Genomic DNA, 18924 nt, shown 5'->3' with positions numbered 1-18924 from the left:
CATCTATTTTGCTCTTATTACCTCAATAGTAATGATTAACGATTTTTTGTCGTATTGAGGACGTGAGTATGGACAAGGCGCTTTATTTGTCGATGACGGCTGCCAAGCACAATATGCGAGCCCAATCCGCACATTCGAACAATTTGGCCAATATCAATACCCATGGCTTTAAGTCTGATTTTGCGCAGGCTCGGGCGATGCCGGTGTTTTATGGTGAAGGCCATCCCACCCGTGCCTACGCACTGACAGAGTCCCCGGCCACGGATTTTAGCCACGGTGCTTTTATGGAGACGGGCAGTGAGTTGGATGTGGCGATCAATGGCGATGGTTTTTTGGCGGTACAACTGCCCGATGGGCGGGAGGTTTACACGCGCGCGGGCAATTTGCAGATTGATGCTACAGGCATACTCCGCAACAGCGAGGGACTGGCCGTCCTTGGAGACGGAGGGCCCATAGCCTTACCGCCACAGGAAAAAGTGGAAATCGGGCTCGATGGCAGTATTTCCATTATCAACGCGGGCGAGGGGCCACAAACGCCCGCTCAAATCGCGCGCCTGAAACTGGTCAACCCAGATAGTGCGAACTTAGAGAAAGATGAAAGCGGCTATTTTGTTACCCGTGATGGTGTGCCGGCACCGGTAGATGCCACCGTTCAGGTCACCTCTGGGTTTTTAGAGGCCAGCAACGTCAACGCCATGCATGAATTTACCTCGGTGTTAACGCTCGCGCGGCAGTACGAACTACATATCAAGATGATGGGCAACGTACAGCAAAACTCGGAGGCTTCGGCCCGACTATTGCAAATAAGCTAACCCCGCATTGTATGAACCCAATGGATGATCAGATTATTTAGGTCTGAAATCTACGATTTTTTGCCAATTGATCGGTCTGATATATCGGCCGAAGGAGAGTCACCATGCACGCAGCACTCTATATCAGCAAAACCGGCTTAAGTGCGCACGATAAGCAACTCACGACCATATCCAACAATCTGTCTAATGCATCCACAGTGGGCTATAAGCGCGATCGCGCGGTATTTGAAGATTTGTTATACCAAGTGCAGCGTCAACCCGGGGCCCAGACCACCCAGGATACCCAGCTTCCCTCTGGCTTACAGTTAGGCACCGGTGTGAGAGTTGTTGGCACGCAAAAACAATTTACCACGGGTAGTTTGCAGGTCACTGATCAATCGCTGGATGTGGCGATTAATGGTCGTGGTTTCATGCAAGTGTTACAGCCCGATGGCAACATTTCCTATACCCGAAATGGCCAGCTGCACCTTAATTCAGATGGCCAAATCGTCAATGCGAATGGATTGCTGCTGGAGCCCGCTATTACCATTCCCAATGATGCCAATCGAATTACCATCGGTACAGACGGTGTGGTGAATGTCTTTATTCCGGGGGATCCAAACCCCCAGCAGGTGGGCAACTTACAATTGGTCGACTTTATTAACCCGGCGGGCCTGGAGGCGATTGGCGGCAATCTGTTTTTAGAGACTGCTGCCAGTGGCAACCCTCAGGCGGGTACGCCCGGTGAAAATGGGTTGGGCGAAGTGCTTCAAGGCACGCTGGAAAATTCAAATGTCGATATCGTGGAAGAAATGGTCAACATGATCACCACCCAGCGCGCCTATGAAATGAACTCAAAGGTTGTGTCCACTGCTGATCAAATGCTGCAGTTTATTACGCAGAATCTATAGCGCTTAAACGGAGTCGCGATCATGTATAAGCTGATATTTACCGCATTGTTGAGTTGCTATCTAACCGGTTGCGTCATATCTCAACCGGCGGCGCCCAATGACCCATTTTATGCGCCGGTATTAGGCAACGGCCCCGTGCCGCCGGCCCCCACAGATGGCTCTCTCTATCGGGGTGATTACAGTTTGTCGTTTTTTGACGATCGCAAGGCTACCCGAATTGGCGACATCATCACCATCGTGCTTTCTGAGCGCACCGTGGGCAGTAAAAAATCCGGTGTGAGTGTCAAGAAAGAATCAGATAACAGTTTTACGGGCACCATTTTAGGGGTCGAACCGCGTGTGGGCGAGTATTCATTGGACACCAGTACGCAAATTGACCGTGACTTCATCGGTGAATCTGACGCCGATCAAAGCAATAGCCTGCAGGGGAATATTACGGCGACAGTCACGGACGTATTGCCGAACGGAAATTTGGTAATACGGGGTGAGAAATGGATCACTCTCAATAAGGGAGAGGAGTTCATTCGTGTGAGTGGCATGGTGCGCCGAGAAGATATTAACTTGGATAACAGCGTACTTTCGACGCGGTTGGCCAATGCGCGACTGAGCTATGCAGGTAGCGGCGCATTGGCAGATGCGGGTGAAATGGGTTGGTTATCACGATTTTTTAATTCAGCGGTATGGCCATTATGAAATCTTTAGCGCTATTTTTGTGTTTGATGATGGCCGCTCCGCTAGTTGCTCATGCAGAGCGGGTTAAAGATATTGCCAGTGTAGCGGGGGTGCGCACCAATCAATTGGTGGGTTACGGGTTGGTTGTCGGTCTCAATGGCACGGGTGACCAAACGAACCAAACACCGTTTACCGTGCAATCCTTCCTCAATATGCTCAATCAGTTTGGCATAGCCATGCCGCAGGGCATCAAGTTGCAACTCAAAAATATTGCCGCCGTTACTGTTCATGCAGAGATGCCTGCGTTTGCTAAGCCGGGCCAAACTCTGGATATCACGGTGTCTTCCATCGGTAATGCGAAAAGTCTACGCGGTGGCAGTCTAATTATGACGCCTTTAAAGGGAATTGACGGAAAAGTGTATGCCATCGCACAGGGAAATCTGGTTGTGGGTGGTTTTGGGGGCGAGGGCAACGACGGCTCGAAAGTGACTGTGAATGTGCCCAGTGTTGGTCGCATTCCTTCGGGCGCGATGGTAGAGCGTCAAATTGCCACGCGGTTTGATGAAGGCCGCTCAATTGTTTTTAATCTGCATCGGCCTGATTTCACAACGGCCAAACGCCTAGCAGAGAGCATTAATAATATGCTTGGGCCCGATGTGGCTGCACCGGTGGACGCGGTATCTGTGTCTGTACAAGCGCCGGTAGATCCAGCTCAGCGTGTAAATTACTTGTCGTTACTTGAAAACATTGATGTAACGCCAGGGCGAGAACCCGCGCGCGTGGTGATAAATTCCCGAACCGGTACCATTGTTGTTGGCCAAGATGTTCGCGTCTCACCCGTGGCAGTGACCCACGGTAGTTTGACTGTAACCATTTCTGAGGCGTTAACGGTGAGCCAGCCCAATGCATTAGGTGAAGGGCAAACTGTTGTGGTGCCCCAAACTAATGTGGGCGTTGAGGAAGATATTAATCCAATGTTCAAGTTTGATACAGGTACCAGCCTCGACGACATTGTTCGCGCTGTGAATCAAGTCGGCGCGGCGCCTGGCGACCTCATGGCGATACTTGAGGCACTCAAGCAGTCTGGTGCACTGAAAGCAGAACTTATAGTGATTTGACTATGGAAACGCTCCCACCAAGACAAGCGGTTTTAGACAATTACACCGATCTAAATTCGCTCGACAGCGTTAAAAAAATGGGCCGCGAGGGCGATGAACAATCGCTGCGTGAAGTAGCGCGCCAGTTTGAAGCCATGTTTGTGCAGCAGTTGCTTAAAACAATGCGTGCTACCGAGGACGTTTTTGCTGACGGAAATTATACCCAATCCAGTGAAATGAAATTTCACCGAGATTTATTGGACCAGCAAATGTCCCTTTCTATGACCCATGGTAAAGGTATGGGGCTAGCCGAGGCGCTATTTGAACAAATGCGGACGCAATACGGCAAACTATTGCCGCAGGGCGCTGCCGGTACAGCAGCGGAACCGGCAATGGAAAAGCGTTCAATGACCTCGATTGAAGCCAGTCCGCTAGACGCTGTTCAGCCCGCTAATGAGATGCAGCGTTCGAGCGAAATTGCAAACAACCCAGAATCAAAGATTCGCCAATTCGTCGAAGGTGTTTTTGACGCGGCTAATGCTGCAGCGAAGGCGTTAGGTGTGGCTGTGGATGGCGTTATCGCTCAGGCGGCTCTTGAAACCGGTTGGGGCGAGCATATTTTGACGGATAGCCAAGGCGATGTGAGTAATAATCTATTTAACATCAAAGCCGACGCACGCTGGGCTGGGCCCACGGTAACCAAGGAGGTATTGGAGTATAGCGACGGAAGGCCGGTACAGATGTTTTCGGATTTTCGGAAATATGCGTCGCTTGGTGAAGCATTTGAAGACTTCACCCAGTTTCTTCAGTCCTCTAGCCGATATCAATCTGCGCTAAACAGTGAAAGTGTCAAAGAATACGCAAACGCACTACAGGCAGGCGGTTATGCCACTGATCCAAAATATGCCCACAAGATTGTGCAGATTGCTGAAAGTCCGCTTCTAAAAAAGATATTGGCTCAAAAATTGCTCTAATTATGTTATTCAATACACCTTAGTATTTTAGCGGTGTTACAGTTTTAATAGCATGGTAGAAAACGATGGCCGATCTTTTAGGAATCAGTATCAGCGGGCTTAAATTCAGCCAGTCCGCGTTAAAAACTACCAGTCATAATATCTCCAATGCGGATACCGCGGGCTATTCCCGCCAGCGTGCACTGGCCGGCACAAATAAAGCCACCTTTTTAGGCGGCAGTTTTGCAGGTAATGGCGTTCATTTACAAACCATTGAACGCATCGCTAGCCAGTTTGCAATCGACCAGCTCCGCTCAGATACCACTTTATACAATCAACTCGAAACCTTTAACGACAATATTCTGCAGGTCGATTCACTACTTTCAGACCCGGCTACCGGTGTTGCGGCCGCCATGCAATCCTTTTTTGCATCAATGCAAAATGGCGCAAACGATCCGACGTCAGTGCCTTCCAGGCAACTGATAGTCAGTGAGGCTCAAAACCTTGCAACCCGGTTTAATACCTTGTTCGACCGATTTGATGCCCTAAATGATGGTGTTACCCAACAACTTACAACTGCCGTCGCACAGGTGAATTCGCTAGCTGAAGTGATTGCAGAGTTAAACAGTAAAATTGCGCTAGCTTTTGGTGAGGGGCAGGGTGCAGAACCCAATGATCTGTTGGATCAACGGGACGAAGCGATGCGCCAGCTATCAGAGTTCGTGTCGGTGAGTACCTTCGACCAAGGTGATAATCAAATCAATGTGCTTGTTGGCAATGGCCAGCCGCTTGTAGTGGGGCATGACGCTCGCACATTGCGGGTTGAGGGTGGGTTATTAGACGCCTCAAAATCAGAAATTATATTTGATTCAGCAAAAGGCCCACAGCGCATTACCGAACTCATTAACGGCGGTAAAATTGGCGGGCTATTGGACTTTCGCGATGACGTGCTTGATCCCGCTATCAATGAAATTGGTCGTCTTGCCATTGCGTTGGGTGAATCCTTTAACGAGGTGCATAGGCAGGGGCTTGATTTAAACGGCGATTTCGGCGCGCGATTTTTTACTGATGCAAATGATGCGAATGTTGCACAATCTCGGGTAAAAGGCAGCTCTGGCAATATCCCACCTGATGATCGCAGATTGTCACTGGAAATCGTTGATAGCACAAAAATTACCGCCTCTGATTATGAGTTAGACATTGGCGCTAATGGCATCTATACCGTAACCCGCAATTCTGACGGTGTTATTGCGGCAAAAGGCATTATGGCCAGCAGTTTTCCCTTTGCCGTTGAATTCGATGGCTTAAGTCTCTCATTTGAGGGCGGTAGTTTTACTAATGGCGACAAATTTCTATTGCAACCCACACGATTGGGGGCGAGGGCATTTGGGGCTGAAATCAGTCGTACCGAAGAAATTGCCTTCGCGTCACCGCTGTTGACGGATGCCAGTCTTGCAAATCAAGGCAACGGCGCGATCACTGCGGGTGAGGTATTATCCGTGCATGATGCAAGTGGTAATCTGTTGCCGCTGTTTAGCCAAGGCGGCCAGTTTTCTCCACCTTTAATCGTAAAGTTCAATACCCCAACCAGTTACGATATCTTGGACAACAGCGATCCAGGAAACCCCATTCAGCTGAGTCCGCCAATCCGGAACCAGGTTTTTGTACCGGGGATGTCTAACAAGTTATTTTCCGAAGACCCCGGTTCTACACAGGTCAGCAGCGGCGGTCGTGCCATCGGGTTGCCTGTGGGCAGTCGGCCACTCCTGCAGGCGTCACTTAAGCCTACAGGGGCAACTACACCCAATTACGCGGTAACAGATTTTTCTGGTTCGGCCAATCAATTTTCATTTGATGTTGTGGTCAGCAATACGCTGAATGGATTAAATGATGCAACCTTGACGGTGACCATCAATAGTCCGGGCATCGTCGATGATACGACTTTGCTTGCCGATATTAACAACGACCTTGCCGGTTCCAATGTCGTGGCGTATATGGACGAAAATGGCGAGCTTGCCTTTCGGCTTCAGTCACTCGGCTACGGTGATATAACCGTACAAAACTACAACGCGGACCCCGATGGTGGTGCGGATAATGCACCTGTCGGCCAGGCCAATACACTGCTCGGGTTTAATGTGGAGGGCGCCAGTTTCACCACTGTGGCGGGAGCTAGCGGAACCTCTGGTCAGGGTGTGGTTGGCAATCGCTACCCATCTGAAATCGTACGCATTAGTCACTTAGATAGCAGTACTGGCTTGCCTGTCACAAAATCTGTTACCACCAGTCCAAACGGTAGCGCGCGTTTATTGGCAAGCACATTGTCGAATCTTGACGGTGTCAGTGCTAAGGCCTATACCACTGCCAAAATTGATAATTTTAATCTGACGCGCACAGAGCCGTTACAGCTGCAGTTAAATGGTGAAAATCTACTGGCCTACGAAATCGATCCCATTACAGGCGCCAACCTTTTGTCAGCAGAAGTGCCTGATCCGGCCATAGATTTTGACGCCTTTGTTAATTATGTGGCGCAGCAAATAAATGAAAATGGCAGTTTGAAAAATAACGGTATGTTTGCAACGGTTTATCAAGATGCTGCTACCGGCAGGAAAAGTATTTCGATAACCTCCAATCTGGGTGACGATATAGATATTCGCCTGACGGCACAGCCCGGTGAATCTGTAGATGTGGGGGATACCCTCAACCCCCAGCTACGCCTTTCAGCCAATGGGCCGGGCGTGCAAACGGGCGTGGTGATTGGTGGTCGCGTCGATGTCACGCTAGCGGAGGGCTTCACAATGGCGACCCTGCCGTCTACCAGTCAATTATTTGGTGATAGCAAAGCAGCGGATTATCAAAAAAGTAAGTACATGGGTATTCAAGCGGCCATCGATGGTCACCCTGTTGTTGGCGATCTATTCACACTTGACTTCAACCATGACGCCTCGGCTGACAATCGAAATGCGCTTAAAATGGTTGATCTAGAGTTAGCGAAAGTGGTCGATGGGGGTAAAAATACGTTTTCGGGAACGTATGGCAAGGTGGTAGAGGAGGTGGGCACGAAGGCTTCATCATCGCAAATTAACCGCGATGCCTCAGAAAAGATCTTGGCCCAAAGTCAAACGTTGCGGGATTCTATTTCTGGCGTAAACCTAGAGGAAGAAGCTGCGAGCTTGATTCGTTTCGAGCAGCTATACAACGCCAATGCTCAGGCAATTTCTGTTGCACGTGATTTGTTTGATCGTTTACTTAACAGTTTTTAGGTGATTTATGCGAGTTTCTACCAGTGAAATGTTCAATGTGGCGAATCGCGGTATTGGTAATGCCAACGCTGCAATGGTTAAAACACAGCAGCAGTTGAGCACTGGACTGCGCGTACTCACGCCTTCGGATGATCCCGTAGCCGCAACTAAAATCATGCAACTCAATGAAAATATCGCTCGTATTTCACAGTTTGGTAAAAACATCAATTCTGCCGAGAATGATTTGCAGCTTGAAGAAACGACCCTAAACGGTGTTTTGTCGCTCATACAGCGTATGCAGGAAATCAGTATTCAGGCGGGTAATACCGCCACACTCACTGCCTCTGACTATCTCGCTCTGGCAAGTGAGGTGGACGCAAGGTTGGATGAGATGTTGAATTTGGTTAATACGCGCAACGCAAACGGCGATTACATCTTTGCTGGCTATAAAGGCTCGACCCAGCCATTTGAGCGCTTAGGCGAAGGGCAGTTCGAGTATCGTGGGGACGACGGTCAGAAATTCGTTAAAATTTCAGAAAGTGTCAAAATAGCAGTTAGCGACAATGGTAAAGCGCTTTTTATGGACCTTGCTAGCGCAAACCCAACCATTCGCACGCGCATTAGCTCTGCCAATACGAGTAACCCACCCATCGGCATTAGCGTTGGGCAGGTTGTTGATCAAGATGCTTACAATGCGTTTTATCCTGCAGATATGGCAGTCTCGTTTAACGCAGACTCCGCAGTAACGCCGCCGGCAAAAAATTTCACCGTCACCAATCGAGCAACGGGTGAGGTATTGCTCGCCAATCATCCATTCGTCAGTGGACACGCAATTGAAGTAGCCGGGGTGTCATTCTCAATAGTGGGTGAGCCCAAATCGGGATTGCCTGCGGTTGCAGCAACTCGCCCCTTCGGTGTAGACGCTCCAGTTGCTTTCCCGTTCGATTTTAGCCCGCCCAATGATGAAACGTTTGAAGTCAATGTTGATGGCCGTGTTGAAAGTTTCGTGTTAGACGCCAATGTGACCAGCACGGCGGATCTCGCCACCATCCTCAACAGTGTTGGCAATGGCAATGCCGCTAAATTGGCCAATCTTGGGATATCTGTGGATGCTACGGGTTTTAGAATGCCCGCCGGCGTCAATTTTACGGTGCAAAGTGGTTCAGCCAATATCAATGGTGTGATGGGGATTGACACCGTCGCGGGCAGTGCTTCCTCTAACGGTGTGATCGCCAAGGTTGGTGATCAGGCATTTATTGAAGCCACTGATAACCAGGATATTTTGTTGACACTTGCGCGCCTATCAGATGCTATGAAGAACGTCACCAATAATTCGGAAAGTAAGATGATTTTGAAGGGCGTTGTTGATAGCACCCTGATCAACCTTTCCAATAGTCAAACGCGAATTCTAGAGAACGTAAGTCAGTTGGGTGCGCGTTTTAATACCGTTGAGAGTACCAAAGAGCTGCATTTAGACACCGAGTTAGTCAGTAAAGAAGTTTTGTCAGAATTACAGGATCTTGATTATGCTGAAGCCGCTAGCCGACTTTCTAAACAAGAATTGATTTTGCAGGCCGCTCAGTCCACTTTTGTTCGAATCAGTCAGTTAAGCCTATTTGATAGGTTGTAATGTCTAAGTGAGTGGGTGTGGAGTTGTTGCGTGGCAGAGCTAAGTAGTGCCAGTATTTTCAATTGTTCAGGTCAGCGCTGATATTTTTCGCTGATCTTTTTACGCTGGGCTTTCTCCAGTGAGGGTTGATTGAAATCACTCTTCGTGTACTGTTCCTGTACCTGTTTTGCCATCGTTTGTAGTGACGTATCAATTGCTGCGATTGCGGCCAGCGTCACGGCATGTCTTTTTTTATCGATATTTTCCCAGTCGATCAGACGAATCGCCTCGTCACGGGCGGTTGCCATTTTAGCGGCATTATCTAGATCGCTGGACATCAACGCGTCCTCTACGGATTTCGACAAGCTAATTAAGTGAAGTAGTTGTTTTGATGTTGCGGAATCTACTTCTGGATCGAGTATTGTTTTATTAATCATATTGCGCTCTGATCTTTTGAAATTTAAGCCAGTTAGTGTCGTAGAGTATAGCGCAATGACCGCGCCTGCGATTTATGCCAATGCGGCAACAGATTGCCGCAATGGGTGTCAAGATAGTACCAATTTTTTGCCTCCACCCTGAATGATCATGTCCATTGCACAGTAACGGGTTGAAAAACCGCATAAAAACAGCGGATTACGAATAAAATCCAATGTTGGCACAGCAGTTGCTCTAACACCTATGAGTTTTATATGGCGAGTCGAAACCAGCGTTTTGACAAGCTGGTTGGCAAAATACTCTGGGTAGAGGAGAAGCAAAATGCCATTAGTCATTAATACCAATGTGCAATCCCTGAATGCACAACGACAGCTGGTGAAGTCTGGCAACGATTTAAGTCAGGCAATGGAGCGGTTGTCCTCCGGCAAGCGCATCAACACCGCGGCGGACGATGCGGCGGGCTTGTCCATTTCAAACCGGATGACATCTCAGGTGCGAGGCCTTAATCAGGCGATTCGAAATGCTAATGATGGTATTTCGTTGATCCAAACGGCTGAAGGCGCGCTGGATGAGACCACCAATATTTTACAGCGTATCCGAGAGCTATCGATTCAATCGTCAAACGGAATCTACGATGACAGCAACCGCAAAACGCTAGATGCGGAAGTTCAGCAGCTTAAGCAAGAATTAGATCGCATTGCTGAGACCACATCCTTTAACGGCCAAAAATTATTAAATGGCAGTTTGGGGGATGTGACTTTGCAAGTGGGGTCGGCTGCGGGTGAGTTTATTGACCTGCGTGTGGGTGAGCTTAGTACCAATACCTTAGGTGCGGCCCTGGATGCGGGCTTAAGTAACACTAGCCGCTATTACGATGTGGTTGTCGCGGGGCCCACAGGCATTACCTCCGGTGATATTACGATCAACGGTGTCGCCGTCGGCGGTACCAGCTCCGCGGACGACTCGTCTTCAACATCTTTTGCCAATGTAAGTTCCATTGCGCTGGCGGCAGCAATCAATAATGTTTCCGATATCAGTGGCGTCGAAGCTACCGTGAATGCAACCACCATGGCCGGTGCCTCAATGGCCGCTGCCGGTGGTGTTACCGGCACGTTTACTATCAATGGCGTAACTACCGCATCGGTGACCACTTCTGCCGATGGTGCTAATACGCGCTCGGCCATTGTTTCGGCCATCAATGCCATCGCGTTGCAAACCGGTGTGTCGGCAGTCGACACCGGTGAAGATGCCACGGGTATTCGATTGGTGGCGGAGGATGGACGCAATATTTCTATCGCCGCGAGTGCCGCTGGTCTTACTGGCGCTGAAACGGGCTTGCGGCTTGCAGCAGTACCCACGGGCGAATCCTTACAAATTGGTTCCGTTACGCTGCTATCTGTCGATGGTTCTGATGTCACCATCAGTGGTGATGCCAGTTTAACTACGGCTACGGGATTTGTTGCCGGCGCTTTCTCTGGTGAATTGGCGCAAGCCACCAGCGCATCGCACGGTGGGGCAGACACCGCCACCACACAACTGCAAGCCGGTGATTTAGTCATTAATGGCATCTCTATTGGTGGTGCCAAGTCTACGGACGATACTGCGAGTTACCAAGGTAAAACGGGAAGCGCGATCGGTATTGTGGCATCAATTAACCGAGTGTCTGAGGCCACGGGCGTTACGGCAGAAGTTACTGGCACGACCATCACTGGTCAATCCAACACCACGGCTGCAACCCTGGGCGATACCCTTGACTTCGATATCAATGGCATTTCCATTGCAACGGTCACGTCTGTTGGCGAGTTATCGGCGGATCGCGTGGCACTGCGCGATGCGATCAATAAGATTTCGGGTCAAACCGGCGTTGTGGCGCGCGACACCGGCAGCGGTCTTGAGTTACTTGCAGAAGACGGGCGCAACATTAGCCTCGAAAGTTTGGTTGGTAATGCGTTTAACTTTGGACTCGGCGATGAAACGGGTGCGGCTGATAGTCAGGCCTTTACTGATGTGATCACCTACGGGGCAGTCACGCTCCAGTCGGGTAAGCAGATTGAGATTACCGCTGGGGCAAATGGTATTGCCGGCCTAGAGGGAATAGGGTTTAGAGAGGGTACCTTCGGCGCCACAGAAAGTGGACAACTGCTTAAAGATTTAAGTATCGCAACATTTGAAGGCGCGCAAGAGGCCATACAGGCTGTGGACAACGCGCTCGAAAAAATCAATGCAATTCGGGCGGATTTGGGTGCCATTAACAACCGGTTGGATTTCACCACATCGAATCTAATGAACGTGGTTGAAAACACGGCGGCCGCTCGGAGCCGGATCATGGATGCCGATTTTGCCGCGGAAACCGCGAACTTGAGCCGAGCGCAGGTATTGCAGCAGGCCTCACAGGCGATGTTGGCGCAGGCGAATGCCTCAACCCAGCAGGTGCTCCAGCTACTAAGTCAATAATACGAATAGTTGAAGCACTAGCCACCTACAAGGCCCTGATAGAACGTCAGGGCCTTTTCTATGCTGTTTTTAATACCAATTGATATAATCGATTGCCACTAAAGTGCGGGTTCTTGCGTCCAATAAATCCATATAAAACAATGACTTAACTTTTTCGGCCGCCAAGGCGGCAAACACTTGCCGCTTTACCCTAAAGAATTTCCTATCCTTGTCGATAACCCTGTCAGAAGCGCTTCGACCTGTTCGGGCCTTTTCATCAGGCTGGTTTACACCGGTCCTACTTATTGTGGAACTCGTGATAGGAGGCAATCATGCCCTTAGTCATTAACACCAACGTTCAATCGCTGAACTCTCAGCGCCAACTGGTGAAGTCCGGTGCAGACATGTCGAAAGCCATGGAGCGCCTCTCGTCAGGTATGCGCATTAACAAAGCTGCAGATGATGCAGCGGGTCTTGCCATTGCCAACCGAATGACTTCACAAATTCGTGGCTTAAACCAGGCCGTTCGTAACGCCAATGATGGTGTGTCTATGATTCAAACCGCTGAAGGTGGCTTGAACGAGATAACCAACATGTTGCAGCGTATGCGCGAACTGTCAATCCAGTCTGCTAACGGAATTTACTCCGACGCCGACCGCGGTACCTTGAACGCGGAAGTTCAGCAGCTAAAGTCTGAAGTTCAACGTATTGCAGATACCACCTCTTTCAACGGTCAATCATTACTTGATGGATCACTGGGTAACGTATTGCTGCAAATTGGTTCTGAGACAAACCAAACCATTGGCGTCAATATTGCTGAAATTAGCAATGAAAAATTGGGTGTTGCAGCCACCGCTGGTGCGAGCTCCTACTCACAAACTGATTTAACAACCAGTCTAAATGGTTTGGGTACGGGCGACTTAACCATCAATGGTATCGCCATTGATGCTGCGAAGAGCGCCGATGATACCGCGTCCTCACACAACAAAACCTCTAGTGCGCTTTCAATTGCAGCGGCAATTAACGCCAAAACTGATCTGTCCGGGGTAGAGGCCACAGTTGGCCAAACCACACTGGGTGGTACGGCAATGACGGTGGGCGCTGTTTCAACAACACTGTCAATTAACGGTGTTTCGTTTGGCACCTTAAACATGGTTGCCACCGATGATTTGGCGGCCAAGCGTGCTGAAACGGTTAATATTATTAATGCCAAATCAGACTTAACCGGTGTCACTGCAGTAGATTCCGGATCCGACAATGGCGGCATCACCTTAGTTGCTGCAGATGGTCGAAACATTGCAGTTTCAGCTGGTACTGCAGCTGCAGCAGATAATTTCGGTATCTCCTTTGGCCAGGCTGATGGCACTGTTGAAGTGACCACAGGTGCAGTATCACTGCGCTCTGTAACAGGTGCAGACATCGTTGTAGGTCAGGGCGCAACCGGTAATGCTGAAGATGCGGGCTTCTCTGTTGGTACCTATAGCGGTACACAGGCTCAAGTGTCTAGTGATCTCAACGACTCAACCACAGCAATGGCCTCTGGTGATGTCAAAATTAATGGCGTTATCATCGGCGCTTCTTTGGCGTCATATGACACCGCGTCTAGTGCGAGTAATGATTCGAGCGCCATTTCAAAGGCAGCAGCCATTAATCTAGTTTCGGATCAAACTGGCGTAACCGCCGAGGTGCGAGAAAACGTTGCGACTAATACTGGCACCCAAGTGTTTGCTGGTGCGGCAGTAAGTGGAACCATTAACGGTGTTTCAATTACGGGTTTCACTTCTACCGCGGGTGCAGCCAATGCGGCCTTAAACAGGCAGGCAATGGTTGATGCTGTCAACGCGATTTCAGGTCAGACCGGCGTAAGAGCTGTCGATACAGGTGAGAATGGTACGGCCAATGGTGGCGGTGTAATTTTAATCGCTGATGACGGTCGGAACATCGTCACTAACTTCACTAACGGTGAAGAAGGTGGCGTGTTATCGGGTGCTCAAACCTTTACCGGTGAGTTCACATTAGTATCTGATAAAGAAATTGTCGTAGAGCGTGGTACCACGGCGAATATTGCCAACTCAGGTTTGAAAGTAGGAACCTACGGTAACGCTGAAGACGGCCAATCGATTGCCAATGTTGATATTTCAACGGCTGCCGGCGCTCAAGCGGCCATTAAAGGCCTCGATAACGCTATCGATAGTATCAACAGCGTTCGAGCGGATCTCGGTGCGGTGAATAACCGTCTCGATTTTGCAGTAGCCAGCTTGCAGAACACATCCGAAAACACCTCTGCGGCGCGGTCGCGGATTCAGGATGCGGACTTTGCGGCCGAAACTGCAGCGCTGAGTCGTGCTCAGGTACTCCAGCAAGCCTCTACGGCGATGCTGGCGCAGGCCAACGCGCAACCACAGCAGGTTCTGTCACTGCTCCAGTAATGGCGCAGTAACAGATAACTGGAAGCAGGCGGGGTAACCCGCCTTTAGCTGAGAGGTAAACCCATGAATGAAGTTAGAGCAACACAAGTGGCTATGACGATAGCTACCGGGTCTGCTTCATCAAAAGGGACTGCTGGAGCACCAAGCAGGGAAGCCGGCAAAGCCTTGCCGGTGGAACAACCCGAGCAACCGCAAAAGCCGCAAATAGTGCAGGAAACCGTCAACTTAAAAGAAGTTGTGTCGGATATGAACGACTACATTCAGTCTGTTCAGCGCGATTTACACTTTGCGGTAGATGAAGATCTTGATCAAACGGTCATTAAAGTGATGGATCGAGATACTGGCGAGCTCATTCGCCAGATTCCCGAAGAGGTATTCCTGGACTTGGCACGAAAAATGAAGGCTGAACAAGAGCCGTTTCATTTAGTAAATGCACAGGGCTAGGTAGACCAAACGGTGACGAGGGTGTGCAATGCGCACCCTTTGTCACATTTATTCGTTTGGCCAGTTTTTAACGCGCTGCAAAAGCGCCCGTTGATACAGAGGTATATATGATTGATTCAAACATTCCCAATTTATTGGGAGCCGGATCAGGTATCGACTCGAAGAAACTGGTTGAGCAACTGGTAGCCATTGATAAGTCGGCCAAGCAGGGCCAGATCGACAGCAAGCGTGAAGGGCTTGAAACGAAGCTGTCTGACTATGGTTTATTCAAAAGCGCACTTTCTACATTGCAAGGTGCATTGGGATCGCTAAAAGATCCCGACACTTTTTCCGCCAAATCCGTTTCTTTTCCCGACAGTGAAGTTGTTATTCCCACAGCCATTGAAGCCGGTGCCATTAGCGGTACTTTCTCGCTGGAGGTGACTAATATCGCCCGCGCTCAAAGTCTGAGTTCTGGTGCATTTACCGCAGTGACCGATGCCGTGGGTAAGGGGACATTGACGTTTAGCTTTGGCGACTGGGATTCCCCACCTACAGCCTTTACTGCCAATGCCGAAAAAGCGGCGAAAACCATCACTATAGATGACAGCAATAACAGCTTGGAAGGACTGCGCGACGCAATTAATGACGCCGGCATGGGCGTGCAAGCAAGTATCGTTAATGATGGCTCAGGTTTCCGATTACTCATGAAAGCGGAATCCGGCGAGAACAATCAACTTCATATTGTTGCTGCGGAAGAGGGTGGAAGCCCCACCGATAATGATGCTAACGATCTCTCTCGGTTCACTTTCAATGAAACCGCGCTGCAACTTACGCAGCAGCAGGCGGGCCAAGATGCCAACCTTATTATGAATGGCCTCGCGGTAACCCGTACCACCAACGAAATTACAGATTTAATCGAAGGGTTTAGTTTTACCATTGCGAAAGATGCCCCCGGTGAAGTGGTCAATATTTCAATTTTGGATGATAAGGCGACTGCGGAGGAGGCCATTCGCAATTTTGTAGATATCTACAATGAATTCTTGGAAGTGGTCAAACCGCTGACTGGCTACAATGAAGAATCGAGCGAATACGGTAGTCTCTCACGAGATGCTCTAGCAAAGTCTATGCAGAGCAAAGTTCGGCAGCTCATTACCGAGCCTGTAACTGGCGTTCAGTCAGGCTTGAATGCATTAACCAACTTGGGTATTCGAACCGAGCTGAATGGGTCAATGAAGATCGATGAAAGCGTATTTAAAGCTGCGTTTGCCGACAATTTCTCGCAAGTAGCACAAATTTTTGCGCCAAAAACTGAGTCCAGTGCCGACAAAATTAAAGTGACAGGTTTTGGTAACGATACCATTGCGGGCAGTTATGACGTGGCTATTACCACACAGCCCACTAAAGGCAGTTTGATCGGTGGCGTTGCCCTGGGATTCCCCTTGGATACTACCGGTAAAGATTACAGCTTTACCTTTGAAGTTAACGGTCTTAGTACAGCGTCTCTCGCACTCCCCGATGGGGTAACTTACTCCACCAGTGATGAATTGGCTGACGCACTTAAACTGCTGGTTAACAGTGACGCAACCTTAGCGGCGGCGGGGACGACAATAGATGTTGAATTTGACACGGACCACTTTGTGTTTACGTCATCGAGCTATGGCAGTTCATCCTTGGTTTCTGTTACCGCCGCTGGCGCAGACGCCGGTGATTTAGGCATTGCAGTGGCGACCGGTACCGCGGGCACGAATGTGGCAGGCACCATCAATGGCGAAGAGGGCTTTGGCCTGGGTGATGTACTGCTACCGGCCATTGGGTCTAATGCTTACGGTTTGAAATTGAAAATATTGCCTGGTGCTTCCAGTGCGACAATCGATTTTTCGCGCGGTGTCGGCGATGGGTTAGATCAACTGATTGCAGACTTTCTCGGTTCGCAGGGCCCCGTTAAGACGCGAGAAAAAGGCATAAACGAAAGCCTAGATAAGCTCGATGACGATCAGACGAAATTAGATCGTCGCAGTGAAGCCTATCAAGCGCGATTACAGGCCCAGTTTATTGCCATGGAAGCCATCGTAGACCAGTTGAACTCTACCCGCGACTACCTTGGCAGCGTGTTAGATAACTTGCCGTTTACTGCAAAACGCAACTAAAGAAACGGGGAGTTGCGTCGATAACCTCTTAGATATTTAGACAATACCCAAAGTAGTCGTCAGAGGTTTCTATGAGTTTTCGCACCAGTGCCCATGCATACACCAAAGTTGGCAACGAAACTTCTGTCGAGGCGGCGGATTCGCACCGATTAATTGAGTTGCTTTATGAGGGCGCCTTGTCCCGCATTGCCCAAGCAAAAGGCGCGCTACGGCAGGGTCGTATCGATATCCGGGGCACTAAGATCTCACACGCAATCAACATAGTGCTGGGGCTACGCGATGCCTTAAACCCCGCGCAAGGCGCTGAGTTAGCGAATAATCTGGATGCGTTATACGACTATATCCAACGTTTGTTGATGGATGCACACAAAGAGGGATCCGAGGCCAAGCTCGATGAAGCGACCCAGTTATTGTCGCAGCTTGCTGGGGCTTGGCGAGAAATTGGCGCTAATAAGTCTGCCTTGCTTTAAATAGCTAATTTTTTTCTCGATTTACCCTAAGTTGGCACAATCTTCGCAGAAATTGATTAAGTAGTTTAGTTGATCATTTTTTGACATATGAGGATCGTGCGATGACAGTAGCCGCAACCCGAGCAGCAGAATGTATGGCTGCAGCGCCACAAGATATTTCCCCCCACCGCGTGATTGCGTTGCTACTCGATGGCGCGCTAGAGCGAATCGAACAAGCAAAGCAGTGCCTCTCTGAGGGTAACGCACAGGAATTTGACATTCTGGTGCTCAAGACAGTGGGCATTATCAATGGCCTGCGCGCGAGTCTGGACTTTGATCAAGGCGGAGAAATCGCAAACAATTTAGATGCAGTCTACGATTATGTGGCAGCAAAATTGGTCGATGAGAAAGACCACGTTGCGTTAGATGAAGCTGAAAAATTGTTGGCTGAAATCAAGCAGGGTTGGGACGGCATCGCACCAGCCAAATAGCGCGCTAAACTTTTAACGCAATTTTGCTTAAGTAGTCGGTGGCTGGGTCGATAACCTGAAGACGAAAACGTAGTCTCAGGAGTAGATCATGTCACTAGTACCTCATTCGCAATTGCGCTTAGTGCGTATCCGTAAAGCCCTCGAGGGCGCCTTGGCCGCACAGGAGTGGGATCGTCTACGCCAGTTAGATGTGGATTTGATGGCTGCGTTAGACCAGGCAAGCGATGACCCCAATCGACACCCAGAAACCCTGTTGAGTGAGTTGGCGGTGATTGTGGATCTGTATAAAGACCTGGTCTTGAGCAATGAGCTGCATCGCCAAACCGGTGGGATTTAAATTGAATCTGATGGTATGGTGAACAAGATGAATCAATTTCAAAGGGCAGGTGTATGCAAACGCAAAAGGGTGGCGAGCTCTACAAGCAATTGCAACTGGAATCTGTGGTTGCAGACGCAAGCCCGCACAAGTTGATTTCACTATTATTTAATCATACCCGTGCGCAATTAAAAGCAGCGTTAGTTGCGCATCAGGCGGACCGGGAAGCCATTCGACGGGATGCAATTTCCAAGGCTGTGGATTGCCTCAGTGGCCTTGCTGACTCGCTCAATTTCGATGTTTCATCGGAGCTTCCCTATAATTTACACAACCTGTATTTGTACATGCAGCGCACTCTGATCGGCTGTCAGCGCGATTTCTCTGAAGGAAAAGTTAACGAAGTGCTCAGTTTATTAGAAACCCTTGCCGACGCGTGGGCGCAAATTGAGCAGGCAGGAAATCGGTCGTAATTGACCCGCGTATTCCTCAATTCCCCTCCATGGTTGACCTATTTAGAACTTATACC

At 49.5% G+C, this 18924-nt stretch carries 16 protein-coding genes; 15 read left to right on the top strand and 1 reads right to left on the bottom strand.

Annotated elements, in window-relative coordinates:
* The first annotated feature begins 68 nt into the window (after positions 1–68).
* From flgF to flgL, 7 genes are all read left to right on the top strand, one after another.
* The gene (gene flgF, locus FHS30_RS07985) at positions 69–812 is read left to right on the top strand and encodes a flagellar basal-body rod protein FlgF (RefSeq protein WP_183909926.1); all 744 of its coding nucleotides are present in this window, start codon (positions 69–71) and stop codon (positions 810–812) included.
* A gap of 104 nt (positions 813–916) precedes the next feature.
* On the top strand, positions 917–1702 hold the full coding sequence (gene flgG / locus FHS30_RS07980) for a flagellar basal-body rod protein FlgG (RefSeq protein ID WP_183909925.1): 786 nt from the start codon (positions 917–919) through the stop codon (positions 1700–1702).
* 21 nt (positions 1703–1723) lie between these two features.
* A complete protein-coding gene (flgH, locus tag FHS30_RS07975; protein WP_183909924.1) occupies positions 1724–2395 on the top strand; it encodes a flagellar basal body L-ring protein FlgH in 672 nt (223 codons plus the stop codon).
* Positions 2383–3492 carry a flagellar basal body P-ring protein FlgI gene (locus FHS30_RS07970; RefSeq protein WP_425502358.1) on the top strand — a complete coding sequence of 370 codons (1110 nt, stop codon included), beginning with the start codon at positions 2383–2385 and terminating at the stop codon, positions 3490–3492. Before flgH ends, FHS30_RS07970 begins: the two co-directional genes overlap by 13 nt.
* A gap of 2 nt (positions 3493–3494) precedes the next feature.
* Complete coding sequence (gene flgJ / locus FHS30_RS07965) at positions 3495–4445, top strand: flagellar assembly peptidoglycan hydrolase FlgJ (RefSeq protein ID WP_183909922.1); 951 nt, start codon at positions 3495–3497, stop codon at positions 4443–4445.
* Positions 4446–4510: 65 nt separating this feature from the next.
* Positions 4511–7684 (top strand): flagellar hook-associated protein FlgK, encoded by a 3174-nt coding sequence (gene flgK / locus FHS30_RS07960; protein ID WP_183909921.1) that lies wholly within the window; start codon positions 4511–4513, stop codon positions 7682–7684.
* A 7-nt stretch (positions 7685–7691) separates the two neighbouring features.
* Entirely contained in the window at positions 7692–9293 is a 1602-nt protein-coding gene (flgL, locus tag FHS30_RS07955) for a flagellar hook-associated protein FlgL (protein ID WP_183909920.1), read from the top strand.
* Positions 9294–9364: 71 nt separating this feature from the next.
* Here the strand turns inward: flgL and FHS30_RS07950 are convergent, their stop codons facing one another.
* Positions 9365–9709, bottom strand: coding sequence for a hypothetical protein (locus FHS30_RS07950; RefSeq protein WP_183909919.1), 345 nt, complete (start codon positions 9707–9709; stop codon positions 9365–9367).
* A 319-nt stretch (positions 9710–10028) separates the two neighbouring features.
* Here FHS30_RS07950 and FHS30_RS07945 point away from each other — a divergent pair, with 319 nt between their 5' ends.
* The 8 genes from FHS30_RS07945 to fliS (FHS30_RS07910) all read left to right on the top strand — a co-directional run bounded on the left by FHS30_RS07945 (position 10029) and on the right by fliS (FHS30_RS07910) (position 18868).
* Positions 10029–12161, top strand: coding sequence for a flagellin N-terminal helical domain-containing protein (locus FHS30_RS07945; RefSeq protein WP_183909918.1), 2133 nt, complete (start codon positions 10029–10031; stop codon positions 12159–12161).
* A 311-nt stretch (positions 12162–12472) separates the two neighbouring features.
* The gene (locus FHS30_RS07940) at positions 12473–14569 is read left to right on the top strand and encodes a flagellin N-terminal helical domain-containing protein (protein ID WP_183909917.1); all 2097 of its coding nucleotides are present in this window, start codon (positions 12473–12475) and stop codon (positions 14567–14569) included.
* A 63-nt stretch (positions 14570–14632) separates the two neighbouring features.
* Entirely contained in the window at positions 14633–15013 is a 381-nt protein-coding gene (locus FHS30_RS07935) for a flagellar protein FlaG (RefSeq protein WP_183909916.1), read from the top strand.
* A 107-nt stretch (positions 15014–15120) separates the two neighbouring features.
* On the top strand, positions 15121–17142 hold the full coding sequence (gene fliD / locus FHS30_RS07930; protein ID WP_183909915.1) for a flagellar filament capping protein FliD: 2022 nt from the start codon (positions 15121–15123) through the stop codon (positions 17140–17142).
* Positions 17143–17213: 71 nt separating this feature from the next.
* Positions 17214–17612: a flagellar export chaperone FliS gene (gene fliS, locus FHS30_RS07925; RefSeq protein WP_183909914.1), complete on the top strand. Its 399-nt coding sequence runs from the start codon at positions 17214–17216 to the stop codon at positions 17610–17612.
* Positions 17613–17713: 101 nt separating this feature from the next.
* Positions 17714–18082 (top strand): flagellar export chaperone FliS, encoded by a 369-nt coding sequence (gene fliS, locus FHS30_RS07920; RefSeq protein ID WP_183909913.1) that lies wholly within the window; start codon positions 17714–17716, stop codon positions 18080–18082.
* 88 nt (positions 18083–18170) lie between these two features.
* On the top strand, positions 18171–18419 hold the full coding sequence (locus tag FHS30_RS07915) for a hypothetical protein (protein ID WP_183909912.1): 249 nt from the start codon (positions 18171–18173) through the stop codon (positions 18417–18419).
* 53 nt (positions 18420–18472) lie between these two features.
* Positions 18473–18868 carry a flagellar export chaperone FliS gene (fliS, locus tag FHS30_RS07910; protein ID WP_183909911.1) on the top strand — a complete coding sequence of 132 codons (396 nt, stop codon included), beginning with the start codon at positions 18473–18475 and terminating at the stop codon, positions 18866–18868.
* Positions 18869–18924 lie beyond the last annotated feature (56 nt).

This window comes from Simiduia aestuariiviva, assembly GCF_014192475.1.
GTDB classification, from domain to species: Bacteria; Pseudomonadota; Gammaproteobacteria; order Pseudomonadales; family Cellvibrionaceae; genus Simiduia; species Simiduia aestuariiviva.
This window is presented reverse-complemented; position numbering and strand designations above follow the sequence as displayed.

Coding starts and splice junctions, on each gene's coding strand:
- flgF (WP_183909926.1), top strand. CDS start 69: ATGGACAAGGCGCTTTATTTGTCGATGACGGCTGCCAAGCACAATATG.
- flgG (WP_183909925.1), top strand. CDS start 917: ATGCACGCAGCACTCTATATCAGCAAAACCGGCTTAAGTGCGCACGAT.
- flgH (WP_183909924.1), top strand. CDS start 1,724: ATGTATAAGCTGATATTTACCGCATTGTTGAGTTGCTATCTAACCGGT.
- FHS30_RS07970 (WP_425502358.1), top strand. CDS start 2,383: ATGGCCATTATGAAATCTTTAGCGCTATTTTTGTGTTTGATGATGGCC.
- flgJ (WP_183909922.1), top strand. CDS start 3,495: ATGGAAACGCTCCCACCAAGACAAGCGGTTTTAGACAATTACACCGAT.
- flgK (WP_183909921.1), top strand. CDS start 4,511: ATGGCCGATCTTTTAGGAATCAGTATCAGCGGGCTTAAATTCAGCCAG.
- flgL (WP_183909920.1), top strand. CDS start 7,692: ATGCGAGTTTCTACCAGTGAAATGTTCAATGTGGCGAATCGCGGTATT.
- FHS30_RS07950 (WP_183909919.1), bottom strand. CDS start 9,709: ATGATTAATAAAACAATACTCGATCCAGAAGTAGATTCCGCAACATCA.
- FHS30_RS07945 (WP_183909918.1), top strand. CDS start 10,029: ATGCCATTAGTCATTAATACCAATGTGCAATCCCTGAATGCACAACGA.
- FHS30_RS07940 (WP_183909917.1), top strand. CDS start 12,473: ATGCCCTTAGTCATTAACACCAACGTTCAATCGCTGAACTCTCAGCGC.
- FHS30_RS07935 (WP_183909916.1), top strand. CDS start 14,633: ATGAATGAAGTTAGAGCAACACAAGTGGCTATGACGATAGCTACCGGG.
- fliD (WP_183909915.1), top strand. CDS start 15,121: ATGATTGATTCAAACATTCCCAATTTATTGGGAGCCGGATCAGGTATC.
- fliS (WP_183909914.1), top strand. CDS start 17,214: ATGAGTTTTCGCACCAGTGCCCATGCATACACCAAAGTTGGCAACGAA.
- fliS (WP_183909913.1), top strand. CDS start 17,714: ATGACAGTAGCCGCAACCCGAGCAGCAGAATGTATGGCTGCAGCGCCA.
- FHS30_RS07915 (WP_183909912.1), top strand. CDS start 18,171: ATGTCACTAGTACCTCATTCGCAATTGCGCTTAGTGCGTATCCGTAAA.
- fliS (WP_183909911.1), top strand. CDS start 18,473: ATGCAAACGCAAAAGGGTGGCGAGCTCTACAAGCAATTGCAACTGGAA.